Genomic DNA, 12,591 nt, shown 5'->3' on the forward strand with positions numbered 1-12,591 from the left:
ATGCCGCTTTCTTCGCCTCCTCTGCGGCGGCGCATCAGCATGGCGAGTAGGAGCGGGTGCTCGATGCCGCTCTCCTCTTCTTCTCCGCGGCGGCGCATCAGCGCGGCGAGTAGCAGCGGGTGCTCGATTCCGCTCTCTTCGCCTCCTCTGCGGCGGCGCATCAGCATGGCGAGCAGGAGCTGATGCTCGATGCCGCTCTCCTCCCCTTCTCCGCGGCGAGCCGCAAGCGCGGCAAGCAGCAGCGCTTCCAGGGAACGCCCTTCACCTTCGCGCTCGGAGGTCTCGGTACGCTCGGCCTCTGCGGTGGCGGTCATGGGATGTCCTTTCAAGTGCCGGGATAAGCACACCAGGTTCGTGATGGGGATACATCGTCCCGATACCCGAAGCCTTCGATTTAATTCATAAAGAAACGCCCAAGAAAAACTGGTCGAATATCTAAATAGGACCATTTCGAGCCGCTCCCGCCTGCCGTGGAGCATCGCCGTCTCGGCGAATATCTAATTCGCATACCTCGTGGTTTCCGACCTTCCCGCGCCTCGGGGCGGAAGGGTTCGATCCTCTGGCCAGCCCGCCGCGGGTGTCCCGGCCGCTGAGGTCAAATGCGGCCCGTCGTGGCGTTCAGGGCGTACACCTTGTCGTCGCTGCTGCCGATGTACACGGTCCCGTCGGCCAGCGCCGGGCTGGAGATGATGTAATCGCCGGTGGTGTAGGTCAGCCGATCGCGCGGGTCAGTGCGGTGGAAGCGCCAGGTGGGGCAGGCGTACCGCTGACGGAGCCGGCGGTGTCGGTGCCCCGCTGGTTGGGCTCAGGCAGCCCCCGGCTGTGGAGACGGTGGCGCAGATGCGGGTAGATCAGGTCCAGGGTGAGCCACTCCGGCCCGTCGGGCAGGCCGGTGCGGACCAGATCCAGAAGCTCGCCGGTGAACGAAGTACAGGCGTTGGCCTGCTGGTCCAGCGGAGGAACATGAGCGGCGTGGTCGCTGGCGGTCAGCGTGTAGGCGCCCCGGATGCCCGCGCTGTCGGCCACACCCTCGGCGGACAGCGCCTGGACGGCCCGGCCGGAGTAGCAGCAGTCCTGCCAGCGCCCGCTCGTCGGCCAGCCATTGCCACAACGCGGTGAACTCAGCTATCTCATCGCCACCCGTGAGCTGAATCTGCGCCTCCACCAGCCACCCCACACCGATGGGACCATCGCTCCAAGAAAAGCCGGAGAGCGAGCCTTTCGCCTGCTGATTGCAGCAAAGCGTGACCAACTGACAACAAGCCGTCAATAGACGCAGGCTCTCTGGCAAAGCCCGGGCCGCCCATGGAGAGGCATTGGCCGAAGCGGACGGGTGGCGGCCAAGGCCCTTCCACGCCGTACAACCACAGCGGGGCGCTCGGCGCGCAGCCGGGGAGCTTGGCCGGGGCTTGGCGAGCGAACGGCGGCGGAGGGAGCCGGTCAGCGTCGTGAAGCTCCGATCTAAGTGGCGAACACGCTGGCAAAAAACCCGATCACCGCGAATACCACTGCGAGCACGATCGCCCAAATCAAGGTGATGCCCATCAGGGACAGTACGAAGGTATGCATTCCCGCGATAGCTGCGTTGATGAGGACCACGATAAAGTCAGAGATTACTAGCTCTTCCCAGGACTTGAAGACCAGAAAGCTGGAGATCAGGCCAGTGATTATGGTTAGAGCCACCACTCCGGCCGTGCCCCAAAAGCCGGACGAAGAAGAGTCGGCCTCGGCGGTTTCTTGGCTGCCGACCTTTGGCGAGTAGTGCGTGGCCGTGGCCACCGTATTGGCCCCTTGGCCGCCATCGGCGACTTCCTTGTCGTGCTCGAACGCGAAAACGGCAACGACAACGCCGACAATCGCCACGACAAGGGCCAGGATGGCGGCGACTTCAGCGTAGACAGTGAGCCGTCGTGGCTTGGCAGGTTCGTCCGCCATGCTTGTCCTCGCATCGGGGGAGAGCGATCCGGAGCTAACACTCTAACGAGGCGCCGGGCCGAGATGCCCTGTTGGCAGGCGACGCAGGGTTGGCGGCACTCAGGCGTCCGTCGCGTACGACCGCCGTGGTGATCGCCCTGACGCCCGTCGCTCTCGCGCCTGCGTACGGCTGACTGACCGCACTGCGCCCGCCGGGCAGCTCGGCCCGACCTGCCTCGCTGTGACCATCTGGACGGTAAAACTTGTCATCCCACTAACTTTTGACAGTCATGTGACAGAATGTTCGGCATGAAGGAGAGCGTTCCACAGCTGCTGCAAGACGCACGCCGCACCAGAAGGCGCCACGAGTGGGCGACAGTCCAGCGACGGCGGCTCGCCGAGATCGTCGAGCACGCCCGCACCCACTCGCCCTACTATCGGGATCTCTACAGCGACCTGCCTCCCCGCGTCGACGACTCGGCATCGCTGCCGGTCACCGATAAGACCGCGCTGATGGCGCACTACGACCATTGGGCCACCGACCGCGAAGTAACGATGGCTCGGGCACGCGCCTTCGCCGCAGACCCGCAACTGGTAGGCGGACGGTTCCTCGACCGATACCTGGTGGTCACCACCTCGGGCACCACAGGAAACCCCGCGATCTTCGTCAAGGACGATCGGGACATCGCCGTCAACTACGCCCTCAGCATGCGGATGATGGGCTCCTGGCTGGACCTCGCCGATGCCACCCGGATCGTGGCAGGTGGCGGGCGGATGGCCATCGTGGCCGCGACGAACGGCCATTTCCTGGTCTCGGCCGGCGCCGCCCGCATGCGCGCACACCGGCTACAGCGCAAGACCATCCGCCTCTTCTCCGTGCACACCCCGCTCGACGCACTGGTCGAGGCGCTCAACGAGTTCCGCCCCGCCCTCCTGCTCGGGTACGGCAGCGTCCTCAACATGCTCGCCGCCGAGCAAGAGTCTGGACGGCTGCACATCGCGCCGGTGGTGGTCGAACCCGCCGGCGAGACGCTGACCAGCGGCGACTACGCGCGGATGGCCCGCGCCTTCGATGCCAAGGTGCGCGACACCTACGGTGCCAGCGAGTGTCCCTTCCTCACCGAGGGCTGCGCGTACGGCTGGTATCACGTCAACAGCGACTGGGCCCTGGTCGAACCGGTCGAAGCCGACCATTCCCCGACCCCGCCGGGCAGGCGATCCCACACCGTTCTGGTGACCAATCTGGCCAACCGCGTACAACCGATCCTGCGCTACGACCTCGGCGACAGCGTCTTGCAACGGCCTGACCCGTGCCCATGCGGCAACCCCCTGCCGGCCATACAGGTACAGGGACGCGTGGCCAACGTGCTCACGTTCGCCACCGGGCGGGGCGAGGTCGTCATCGCGCCGCTGATGCTCAACACGCTCGTGGATCGTACGCCTGGCGTACAGCTGTATCAGATCGTCCAAACCAGCCCGGCGAGCCTGCGCATACGACTGCGGCCCTCGCCTGGGGCGGACCCGGAAACGGTGTGGCAGGCGGTGCGTGACGGGATCGGCGGTCTGCTGGCCGACCACAAGCTGGACCATGTCATCCTGGAACGCGCTGAGGAGCCGCCGCAGCAATCCCCCGGCGGAAAGTATCGGGCGGTCATCCCGCTGAAGGATTTCGCATGATGTCAGATTCCGAGCAGCCCGGACTGCGGGAGCGCAAGAAGGCCGGCACTCGCGCCGCCATTCAGCGGCACGCGCTGCGCCTGTTCCGTGAGCAGGGTTACGACGCCACCAGCGTCGAGCAGATCGCCCAGGCGGCCGACGTCTCGCACCGGACGGTGTTCCGCTACTTCCCGACCAAGGAAGCGCTGGTCACCCTCGACGACTACGACACCCTCATCGCCGAGGCGTACGCGGCCCAGCCGCTCGAACTCGGCCCGGTGCCGGCGCTGCGTAACGCCTTCCGAGCCGTGTTCACTGACCTGACCGACGCGGACGTGACCGCGAAGCGGGAGCGCCAGGCGCTGGTGCTCAGCGTCCCCTCGCTGTGGGCGGCCAGCCTCGCCAACATCACCAGAACCAAACAGACGCTCACCGAACTGGTCGCAGCCAGGCTAGATCGTCCGCAACACGACGACCGAGTACGGGCCGTCGCAGGCGCGGTGTTCGGCATCCTGCTGTCGGTCTGGCTGGACTGGGCCAAGAACCCGGAGCTGGACGCCCCGGCGGCGTTGGACAGCGCGCTCGCCCATCTAGAGAGCTCTCGGACTCCTGACAATCGGTGAGATCAGGGCCTGGATTGGGTGTGTCCGTTAGAAGCGTGAACGCGTCCGGCTCGCGGCAGCCGACCAGGCCGGCTCGATGTGAGGATCGAGACATCCGCTCGCGGCAGTCGCCGCCCCCAATCAGGAGGTCCTCGTGATCATTGCCATTGTCGACTTCGACACCGCCGCCGCTGACCGCGCGGCAGCCCTGGCCCAGCTCGACAGCGTACGCGAGGAGGTACGCGCGATGCCGGGTAACGTTGCCTATCGGGTGTACGCCTCCCGGGAGGACGAGACCCGGGTGACCATAATCCACGAGTGGGAGGACGAGGAGTCGTTCGCCGGCTACCAGAAGTCGGACTCCTTCGCACGCTCTGGCAAGGTGATTCGCCCGATGATGACCGGGTCGCCAGTGAGCCGGCGCTTCCGCGCGGAGTTGCTGGAGACCGTCGCCTGACCGGCGTCATGGCGGCTCCCTACGATTGGTTCATGCGAGGCTGTGGATGACCCGGAAGGCGTACAGCTTCGTCCGTACGTTCCCGCGGGAGCCCGCCCGCGAGCTCAAGGTGGACCGCCACTACCTGCTCTGCGCCTCGACCGGTGCCCTCCGGCTCGAGGCGCAGGGCCAGTCGTGGCTCCTACCGCCGGCCCGGGCGGCCCTGATCGAGGCGGGCCACGCGATACAGGTGAGCATCCCGCAGCCGGTCACGACCGCGTCGGTACTGTTCGACACCAGATTCACCCCGGCCCCGCCGGCACCGTTGACCGTATTCGACCTCAGTCCCCTGGCACGCGCCTTGGTGACCGAGTGCGGCACCTGGGGCGAGAGCGACGAACCTCTAACGGCGTACGCAGAGACGCTTTTCACCGCGCTCGCCGCAGTGACCTGGCGGCTCGCCGAGCAGCCGAGCCCCGTCGTCGTGCCGGTGGGACGCTCACCGGAACTACGCCGAGCCCTGCGGCTGACCGAGCAGCGACTCGGCGTCGAGATCCGCTTCGAGGACGTGGCAGACAAGGTGGGCCTGGCACCACGATCGCTGGCCCGGCGCTTCGAGGACGAGACGGGCATGACGTGGCGGGCAGTCCTCCGCCGGATGCGGGTGCTACGCGCGATCGAAGAACTGGCTGCGGGGGATACTCCGATCACCGAGATCGCGTTCATGGTCGGCTACACATCATTGTCGGCGTTCAACGCCGCGTTCCGACAGCTGACCGCCCGCACGCCGACGGAGTACCGCGCCAGCTTCCGGCCCTGACCGGGCGGGGGCAATCCCACACGCTTTGGGGAACGTAGCACTAGTGAGGGCAGAGGGAGGATGGCGTTACATCACCACGATTGGCATACACACCACTGCCTTCTGCTCGTTGATCCACTTCGTGTATGCGTGGGCGGCTCCGGCCGCCGCATCGGCCAGGGTTGGCCATCGCGCTTCGCTCAGCTTGCGGTCGGGCAGAAATCCCACGGCTGTGAACCGATAGCACCCCAGATCAGCGACATATCCGGCAGTCGCAACCAGCTTCTTGTCGTTGATATACACCTGGGCGCCATGCTGGTCGTAGTGGATCGAGTAGGGGTTGCTCCCCAGCGTGCTGGTGACCTTGATGCCCCGCGCTACCCCTTGCGCGTCCCACCAGATCTGGACTGTCTCCACTATCCGACCCCTCCTGATCTTCACTTCATCGTGCTGAGTAACGGAACAGCTCGGATAAACGTTCCGAAAGTCACCGCCTGGGGGACCAACTGCTCGGGCCGCGCCGCCAGTGGCCAAGCAACGATCCCGTCGCGCTGGGCCAGTGGTGTCCCGCCCACTGGTGGATCAACGATCTCGTTGTGCGTTTCCACGTGGGCGAACAGGGCTGAGCGGCTCTACCCGCTGTACCACTTGGTGACCACGCGCAGCCTGCGTCACTGCGCAACCACGATCATGCCGGCGGCCGGCGTCGACATGAAGGTGATCAGGTCCCGATCGGTTCAACCTGGGCCAACGGGCGCGGCCGATGCCACCGTCCATGACGCGCCCTAGAGCTCCAGGTGTTAAACCAAACGAATGTCGCAGCCGACGGCCACCGGGAGGCTGGCGAGCTTCGCATCGCCGGTGATCAGAGTGCAACCCTCAGCCTCGGCCAGCGCCACGTAGGCAGCATCGTAGGCCTTGATGTTGCCGCGCAATTCCCAGATGCGAGGCAGGAGGGGCCGGATGTCCGCCAAATCGATCTCGGCCTGGGTGAGCGCCTCAAAGGCGCTCCACCCACGCGTTTGTGTGATCAGTTCTTGCCTGACGAGGCGGGTGACGACGTGGGCGACTTCGCTGGGCATGTGTGCGGGTGCGATCCAGGCGGGATCGGTCATGATGGCCTTGCGTGCGGCACGGCCAGCCTCTCCGTCATCGGCCAGTGCATTGATCATGACGGAGGCGTCGATCACGAGCATGGACGGTCTCCCGTGGTATCGGCGAGTTGCTCCTCCCGCTCGTTTCGTGCCTGGTGAACGAGTTCTGCGGCCTGTCCTGGAGCGCTGTGCATGCCGTCGTCACGCCCCTCGAACCGGGCGATGAGGTCGACGTTGCGGGAACGGCGTGCATCCGCCGCCAGGAGGCCCAGCATGTAGGCCTGTGCGGACTGCCCATTGGCACGGGCTCGGGCGGCGATCGCGTCGGCGATGTCGTCGGGAACATCGCGGATCTGCATGTTCCTAGGCATGCCTTCATTTTACATGCACATGCTCAGCGCCATGCGGGATTTGCTGCTGCGGCGATTCCACCGGGAGCCAGAACCATCATCACCAGCGGAATGGTCTGGCAATGGTCCGCCCAGGCATGGCTGAAGATCGAAGAGCCCCTCTCCAGATCGGCGCTTTCTAGGGGTTCGTCGCAACACGTCTGATCAATTAGTCGTTGCGAGGAGCATAGCGAGACGCTCGGCTAGGCTGCCCAAGCCGAGCGTCTTTCGCCATATGGCATGGCCAGCCTGACGATTAAGCTGACCTGTCATGTCCGAGAAGATGCGCTTCTTCTACGAAAGCGAGCTCCGGCTCGATCCCCATGCCGAATACTTCGGGTTCGTCAATCGGCCCACCATCACTCTCCATCAACGCGGTCAGCTCAGCTTGACTGTTCTCCGCAGGCCGCACCTGGGGCACGACCGACCGTGTACGGGATGAACCTTCCGTCCGATGGGTTCACTCCCGAGATCGGCGGCAAGGCCAGCTCGCGTCCCCGCGCGGTGACGTAGGGGGCCACGAGCCGGTATGGCTCGTGCAGGATGTACGGGGGGGCAAGGTCGTTCGGGTAGGTCTTGGCCCGCTGCTCGGCTGCCTCCAGAGCACGCCGGAACGGTCCGATGCCCTCGTACGACCTGAGCATCACGGGGGACACAGGTTGGTAGTAGACCTCGACCGCGTCATCCGTAGCGGGTTGCACGATCACCCGCCACTCGCCCGGCAGGAACTCGGGCGCCGCTGTGACGGCGTAGACGGCGAACAGCGCGAAGATCGTCTTCAATCGCATGCGCGATGAGTGTAAGGCACACTCCTCAACATGATCAGTTGTGGGCGGTTGGAGCGGGAGAACGCCGAACTGCGCGAGAAGCTGACTTTTTTGAGGGGATTTGAACCCCGGATGGTGTTACCACCAACCGCATCAGCGGCTCGAAGCAGAGCCGTCCCGATCGTTTAAATCTGGACCAACATGCCGGGTTGGTCTCCCCCGAACGGCATGGGACAGCGGTGAACTCCAACCCAAACCGCAACCCGGTGCGTCACGGGCGCTCGCGGTCGGGCGCATGATCATCTTTGGTGTCGCAACGGGCCTGACCAAGCAGACCGTTGCGTTCGGCGGCCATTTCGGTCCTATTTTTGGCGCTATATCTTCTGGCCGAAATTATGAAAACCTGTACCTCTTGATCATTATTTACGAAAATAATCTCGACCGTTGCGCCGTAATTCGGAAGACCGGATCATCGTGATCATCATCATCTCGCCCCGCAAGGCCAGAGAGGAGACATCATGCTCGGTCTCGTCGACCGCTTGCTGACTCGCGTCGCCCACAAGGTGACCGTGGAGGCCGGCTGCAGCAACTACTACTACTGCAAGGATGGAGTCAAGTACCTCCGTCAGTGCTGCCTGGACCAAGGTTGCCAGACGGTCAAGGTCGGCAAATGCTGATGCGGCTGAAGTAGGCGTCCCGCGGGTGGCGGCCAGCCGCCGCCCGCACGGCGCCCGTCACCTGGTCCGTAACAGCCTGCTGATCATCGCAGCCGCGCTCGGCGTACTGCTGCCGGATGGCCTACCCGCACTCGGCGGGGCGGCCCTGGCAGGTGCCGCGGGGCTCATCGGGGCGAGACTGATCGCCTCCTTCGACGACATCGTCGATCTCTTCGCAAGGAACGCCTGATGCCTTACCTGACCGCCGCCGTCGTGCTCATCGGTCTGCTTTGTGTGTTGAATCTGCTACTCACCCTCACCCTGATCCGCCGGATGAGGCAGATGGGCGGGGGAGGCGTCCAGCACGCCGGGCCTCCCATCGCGTTGCGGCCTGGCTCGCCCGTTGGCGAGTTCGCCGCCGTGACCGTCGACGGCGAGCCGATGTCCCACGATACGGTCGCCGGCCTGGTCGGGTTCTTCTCCGCCGGATGCGAACCCTGCCACAAGCTGCTTCCCCGCTTCACCGAGCATGCCCGCGCCCTCGGACGGGAGAACGTGCTCGCGGTGGTCGCCGGGGACGATGCGGAGGCGGTCGAAGCGCTCGTGCCGGTGGCCCGGGTGATCGTGGAGGATTACGACGGCCCGGTGGCAGACGCGTTCCAGAACACGTGGACCCCGGCGCTCTACCTGCTCGGGTCCGATCACCGCGTCATCGCCACGGGCGGACGCGTGGAGGACCTTTCCGTCGCATCGACGGCATGAGTGACTCGGGTACGAGCCGACGGGCCGGGATCCGGGACTTGGCCTCGTCCGCCGTGGAGGCTATGTCGCTGACCTGGCGGTCGGCGCCAGGAGGGGTCACCGGCTACGTCTTTCTGACACTCGCCGAGGCGGCGGCCCCGATCGCCACCGTATGGCTGACCAAATCGGTCATCGACCGGCTGACGACTCCCGACGGCGCGGTTGCGGGCCTCGCACTCGGGCTGGCCGCGGCCGGTCTGGCCGCCGCCGCGCTCCCGGGGATCGGCCGCTACCTGCGCGCCCAGACCGGGCGCCTCGCGCGAGCCGATGCGATCGACCGGCTGTTCGCGGCGGCCGAGCGGCAGGTCGGTCTGCGGCGTTTCGAGGATCCGGTGTTCCTCGACCGGCTGCGCCTCGCGCAGGAGGGCGCAGGGGGCACCGGCGACCTTGTCAGCGGAGTCTGCGGAAGCCTGAACGGAGTCCTGTCCCTCATCGGCTTCGTGGGCTCCCTGCTGATCCTCAGTCCCGCCATGACCGCCCTGGTACTGCTGGCCGCGGTTCCATCACTGGTCGCCGAACTGCTGCTGTCGCGGAGGCGGGCCACCATGCAGTGGGACATCGAGCAGATCCACCGCCGCGAGTTCTTCTACAGCCGGCTGCTCACCGGCGTCCAGGCCGCCACGGAGATCCGGCTGTTCGGCATCGGCGCGTTCCTTCGTGCACGGATGATGGTCGAGCGGCGCAAGGCCGACACCGCCGAAAGGCAGATGGACCGCCGGGAACTGGTGACTCAGGGCGGCCTGACCACGCTGAGCGCGGCGGTCGCGGGTGCCGGTCTGTGGTGGGCGATCACGGCCGCCCGCCAGAACTCCCTCAGCGTCGGCGACGTCGCCATGTTCGTGGCGGCCGTCGGCGGGGTGCAGGCCGCGCTCAACACGCTCGTCTCCTCGATGGCGTCCATCCACGAGCGGCTCCTCACCTTCTCGCACTTCGTCGCGGTGATCAGGACCGAGCCCGATCTGCCGAGCGTGGGTGAGGGTACGGCCCCCGCGCTGTGCCGGGGTATCGAACTGCAGGACGTCTGGTTCCGCTACAGCGACGACCATCCATGGGTGCTGCGCGGGGTCGATCTGACGATTCCGCACGGCCGTTCGGTTGCCCTTGTGGGATTGAACGGTGCCGGTAAGAGCACCCTCATCAGGTTGCTGTGCAGGATGTACGACCCGACACGCGGCCGGATCCTGTGGGATGGTGTGGATCTGCGGGACATCCCGCCCGCCGATCTTCGCGAGCGGATCAGTGCCGTCTTCCAGGACCACATGAACTACGACATGTCCGCCGCCGAGAACATCGGCCTCGGCGACCTGCCCGCCCTGGACGACCCGGCCCGGATCAAGGAGGCGGGCATCCGCGCGGGCGCGCACGAGACGCTCTCGGGGCTGCCGCGAGGCTACGACACGCTACTCACCCGCATTTTCTTCTCCGAGGCCGACAAGGGCGATCCGGAGACGGGAGTGGTGCTGTCCGGCGGACAGTGGCAACGCCTCGCGCTGGCCAGAGCCCTCGTCCGCGACGGCAGAGACCTGATGATCCTCGACGAGCCCAGCTCCGGCCTGGATCCGGAGGCCGAGCACGAGGTGCACACCAGCATCCGGGAGTATCGGGCCGGTCGTACGAGCCTGCTGATCTCCCACCGGCTCAGCGCCGTACGGGATGCCGACCTCATCGCCGTGCTCCACGACGGGCGGATCGCCGAACAGGGACCGCATGAGAGGCTGCTCGCCGCAGACGGACACTACGCCCGTCTGTTCCGGCTCCAGGCCTCGGGATACCAGGAGGTGCGATGAAAGCAGGCAATCTGCTCCTGTCGGCATCCGGCTTGCTGACATTGGGAATGTCGCTGTGGTGGATTCGTCGGCAGTACCTGGTCGCCACTGTCCGCGGGCCCAGCATGGAACCCACCCTGCACACCGGGGACAGACTGCTCGTCCGCCGGACGAGGCGAGTCCGCGCCGGCCAGATCGTGGTCGTCAGGATCCCGAATCCTCCACCGCTGGACGGTCTGCCGCCGGGCATCGAACCCGGCGATGAGGACAAGGTGCCGGAGGGATCAGATCCTGGCTGGCATTTGCTCGTCAAGCGGGCGGTCGCGGTGGCCGGCGAACCGGTGCCGAGACAGGCCTTCCCGGCGCTCCGCGACGTAACCGAGACCGTCGTGCCCCCTCGCGCCCTGGTCGTGCTGGGTGACAACCCGGACTCCAGCTGGGATTCCCGGGACTTCGGCTTCGTACGGGGCGAGCAGTTCATCGGCGTCATGATGCGCAGCCTGCCATCGCGTTGACCGCCCGCCACGATCGCCGGCTGCAAGATTCTCCTCGACCCGCCCAAGTGCGGGAGCAACTCCAGCTTGTGCTCCGGCGTGAACGGGCGCCGCTTCGGCCGATCCGATCGAGGTCTGTCACCAGGTCTCACGAGAGTCTGACAGGGGGTCTGGCGCTCGGGCTGACGGCAACTATGACCGCACAGATCGGAAAAGGCCCTTCCCGTAAAGCTGGGAAGGGCCTTCGACATGCGGAGGATCGGGGATTTGAACCCCGGATGGTGTTGCCACCAAACCGCATTAGCAGCTTGGATCTTGGCCGTTCCAGGCCGTCTCATGTGGACCGATGCGGCTGGACGGTTTTGGCGGAACGGGATGGTACGGCGGGGAACTGCAACCCAAACTGCAACCCATGGCGATCAAATGGGGGAGCATTCGAGGCGGCGGCCAGGGCCATATGATCATCTTGTGTCCGATCTCTCGCTCCCGGAAATTATCGGCTTCGTTGTGCCCGGACTCTTCATCTGCGGCCTCGTCGTGTGGATGGTGGGCGTGATCCGAGTCTTCAGACAGCGTCGCGTACTCCGATACACAGACCGGTTCAGAGCCGAGGAGCTCACCGGGCGCGTCCGTCAGCTCAAGGTCCGCGGGTATGAGGAGCAAGCAATCCAGCTTGTTCAAGTCGAACTCGGTATGCCGGCGAGAGTGGCCCGCTCCTGGGTCAGGTCCATCTAAGGCAGCCGGCTGTTAATCAGCGGATCGGACGTACAAGATCCTGGCATTTCTCATAACGAGCTTTTTTGTAAAGCTGCTTGGCCCTAGGGCAACGGCACCCGCACCTATGACGGCCAAGAGTCCGGCTGCAACCTGGTGCGCTTCAGGGAAATCGCTGTAGTTGGAGGCGATACTGCACAGTATGGTGAGCGCGGATACGGCTGCCAGAGTGAGACGGGTGCGGCGCACTGGGGTTGTTTGCTGTCGCTGCGAACGCCTCTTCACGCCTTAAGCATATGCGCCTAGGCCAGTTCGCAGGCATACGCCAGGAGCGAGCATTGCAGCGGCGCGCATCTCGACCGAAGGCATGGCAAGAGCTGAAAGCTGTAAAACCGTCGGCTCAGCCTACGCAAGTTCGAACCTTGCACCTGCCACACCAGCAGAAAGAGCCCCTTCACCAGTGGAAACGCGGTAAGAGGGCTCTCTCGTTGATCGCCTCTATG

18 protein-coding genes are annotated in these 12,591 nt (G+C 65.5%); 10 read left to right on the top strand and 8 right to left on the bottom strand.

Features of this window, described 5'->3' with window-relative positions; all coding sequences use genetic code 11:
- From AB0L53_RS09265 to AB0L53_RS09280, 4 genes are all read right to left on the bottom strand, one after another.
- Positions 1-314 (bottom strand): hypothetical protein (locus tag AB0L53_RS09265; protein WP_363992363.1); only part of this gene is annotated, 314 nt, incomplete at its 3' end.
- Between the two features lie 281 nt (positions 315-595).
- On the bottom strand, positions 596-715 hold the full coding sequence (locus AB0L53_RS09270) for a PQQ-binding-like beta-propeller repeat protein (protein ID WP_363992809.1): 120 nt from the start codon (positions 713-715) through the stop codon (positions 596-598).
- A complete protein-coding gene (locus AB0L53_RS09275; RefSeq protein WP_363992365.1) occupies positions 712-1,026 on the bottom strand; it encodes a hypothetical protein in 315 nt (104 codons plus the stop codon). Before AB0L53_RS09275 ends, AB0L53_RS09270 begins: the two co-directional genes overlap by 4 nt.
- Before the next feature lie 435 nt (positions 1,027-1,461).
- Positions 1,462-1,935, bottom strand: a complete 474-nt coding sequence (locus AB0L53_RS09280) for a hypothetical protein (RefSeq protein ID WP_363992367.1) — start codon at positions 1,933-1,935, stop codon at positions 1,462-1,464.
- Between the two features lie 288 nt (positions 1,936-2,223).
- Here AB0L53_RS09280 and AB0L53_RS09285 point away from each other — a divergent pair, with 288 nt between their 5' ends.
- The 4 genes from AB0L53_RS09285 (at position 2,224) to AB0L53_RS09300 (ending at position 5,428) form a co-directional block, all read left to right on the top strand.
- A complete protein-coding gene (locus tag AB0L53_RS09285) occupies positions 2,224-3,591 on the top strand; it encodes a hypothetical protein (protein WP_363992369.1) in 1,368 nt (455 codons plus the stop codon).
- Positions 3,588-4,193, top strand: coding sequence for a TetR family transcriptional regulator (locus AB0L53_RS09290; RefSeq protein ID WP_363992371.1), 606 nt, complete (start codon positions 3,588-3,590; stop codon positions 4,191-4,193). The genes AB0L53_RS09285 and AB0L53_RS09290 overlap by 4 nt, the downstream gene beginning before the upstream one ends.
- A 133-nt stretch (positions 4,194-4,326) precedes the next feature.
- Complete coding sequence (locus AB0L53_RS09295) at positions 4,327-4,629, top strand: antibiotic biosynthesis monooxygenase (RefSeq protein ID WP_363992373.1); 303 nt, start codon at positions 4,327-4,329, stop codon at positions 4,627-4,629.
- A gap of 46 nt (positions 4,630-4,675) precedes the next feature.
- Entirely contained in the window at positions 4,676-5,428 is a 753-nt protein-coding gene (locus AB0L53_RS09300) for an AraC family transcriptional regulator (protein ID WP_363992374.1), read from the top strand.
- 66 nt (positions 5,429-5,494) lie between these two features.
- Here the strand turns inward: AB0L53_RS09300 and AB0L53_RS09305 are convergent, their stop codons facing one another.
- The 4 genes from AB0L53_RS09305 to AB0L53_RS09320 form a co-directional block, all read right to left on the bottom strand.
- Complete coding sequence (locus tag AB0L53_RS09305; RefSeq protein ID WP_363992376.1) at positions 5,495-5,824, bottom strand: hypothetical protein; 330 nt, start codon at positions 5,822-5,824, stop codon at positions 5,495-5,497.
- Positions 5,825-6,207: 383 nt separating this feature from the next.
- A complete protein-coding gene (locus AB0L53_RS09310; protein WP_363992378.1) occupies positions 6,208-6,603 on the bottom strand; it encodes a type II toxin-antitoxin system VapC family toxin in 396 nt (131 codons plus the stop codon).
- Positions 6,594-6,872, bottom strand: coding sequence for a hypothetical protein (locus AB0L53_RS09315; protein ID WP_363992380.1), 279 nt, complete (start codon positions 6,870-6,872; stop codon positions 6,594-6,596). Before AB0L53_RS09315 ends, AB0L53_RS09310 begins: the two co-directional genes overlap by 10 nt.
- A 401-nt stretch (positions 6,873-7,273) precedes the next feature.
- A complete protein-coding gene (locus tag AB0L53_RS09320; protein WP_363992382.1) occupies positions 7,274-7,678 on the bottom strand; it encodes a hypothetical protein in 405 nt (134 codons plus the stop codon).
- A gap of 497 nt (positions 7,679-8,175) precedes the next feature.
- Here AB0L53_RS09320 and AB0L53_RS09325 point away from each other — a divergent pair, with 497 nt between their 5' ends.
- The 6 genes from AB0L53_RS09325 (at position 8,176) to AB0L53_RS09350 (ending at position 12,109) form a co-directional block, all read left to right on the top strand.
- On the top strand, positions 8,176-8,334 hold the full coding sequence (locus AB0L53_RS09325) for a hypothetical protein (RefSeq protein WP_363992384.1): 159 nt from the start codon (positions 8,176-8,178) through the stop codon (positions 8,332-8,334).
- 25 nt (positions 8,335-8,359) lie between these two features.
- The gene (locus tag AB0L53_RS09330) at positions 8,360-8,563 is read left to right on the top strand and encodes a hypothetical protein (protein WP_363992385.1); all 204 of its coding nucleotides are present in this window, start codon (positions 8,360-8,362) and stop codon (positions 8,561-8,563) included.
- Positions 8,563-9,075: a hypothetical protein gene (locus tag AB0L53_RS09335; RefSeq protein WP_363992386.1), complete on the top strand. Its 513-nt coding sequence runs from the start codon at positions 8,563-8,565 to the stop codon at positions 9,073-9,075. Before AB0L53_RS09330 ends, AB0L53_RS09335 begins: the two co-directional genes overlap by 1 nt.
- Positions 9,072-10,901 (top strand): ABC transporter ATP-binding protein, encoded by a 1,830-nt coding sequence (locus AB0L53_RS09340; RefSeq protein WP_363992388.1) that lies wholly within the window; start codon positions 9,072-9,074, stop codon positions 10,899-10,901. The genes AB0L53_RS09335 and AB0L53_RS09340 overlap by 4 nt, the downstream gene beginning before the upstream one ends.
- Positions 10,898-11,395, top strand: coding sequence for a S26 family signal peptidase (locus AB0L53_RS09345; RefSeq protein WP_363992389.1), 498 nt, complete (start codon positions 10,898-10,900; stop codon positions 11,393-11,395). The genes AB0L53_RS09340 and AB0L53_RS09345 overlap by 4 nt, the downstream gene beginning before the upstream one ends.
- 447 nt (positions 11,396-11,842) lie before the next feature.
- Positions 11,843-12,109, top strand: coding sequence for a hypothetical protein (locus AB0L53_RS09350; RefSeq protein ID WP_363992391.1), 267 nt, complete (start codon positions 11,843-11,845; stop codon positions 12,107-12,109).
- Positions 12,110-12,591 lie beyond the last annotated feature (482 nt).

The organism is Nonomuraea sp. NPDC052129, from assembly GCF_040680095.1.
Classification (GTDB): Bacteria; Actinomycetota; Actinomycetes; order Streptosporangiales; family Streptosporangiaceae; genus Nonomuraea.

Coding starts and splice junctions, on each gene's coding strand:
- AB0L53_RS09280 (WP_363992367.1), bottom strand. CDS start 1,935: ATGGCGGACGAACCTGCCAAGCCACGACGGCTCACTGTCTACGCTGAA.
- AB0L53_RS09285 (WP_363992369.1), top strand. CDS start 2,224: ATGAAGGAGAGCGTTCCACAGCTGCTGCAAGACGCACGCCGCACCAGA.
- AB0L53_RS09290 (WP_363992371.1), top strand. CDS start 3,588: ATGATGTCAGATTCCGAGCAGCCCGGACTGCGGGAGCGCAAGAAGGCC.
- AB0L53_RS09300 (WP_363992374.1), top strand. CDS start 4,676: ATGACCCGGAAGGCGTACAGCTTCGTCCGTACGTTCCCGCGGGAGCCC.
- AB0L53_RS09310 (WP_363992378.1), bottom strand. CDS start 6,603: ATGCTCGTGATCGACGCCTCCGTCATGATCAATGCACTGGCCGATGAC.
- AB0L53_RS09315 (WP_363992380.1), bottom strand. CDS start 6,872: ATGCCTAGGAACATGCAGATCCGCGATGTTCCCGACGACATCGCCGAC.
- AB0L53_RS09320 (WP_363992382.1), bottom strand. CDS start 7,678: ATGCGATTGAAGACGATCTTCGCGCTGTTCGCCGTCTACGCCGTCACA.
- AB0L53_RS09325 (WP_363992384.1), top strand. CDS start 8,176: ATGCTCGGTCTCGTCGACCGCTTGCTGACTCGCGTCGCCCACAAGGTG.
- AB0L53_RS09335 (WP_363992386.1), top strand. CDS start 8,563: ATGCCTTACCTGACCGCCGCCGTCGTGCTCATCGGTCTGCTTTGTGTG.
- AB0L53_RS09340 (WP_363992388.1), top strand. CDS start 9,072: ATGAGTGACTCGGGTACGAGCCGACGGGCCGGGATCCGGGACTTGGCC.
- AB0L53_RS09345 (WP_363992389.1), top strand. CDS start 10,898: ATGAAAGCAGGCAATCTGCTCCTGTCGGCATCCGGCTTGCTGACATTG.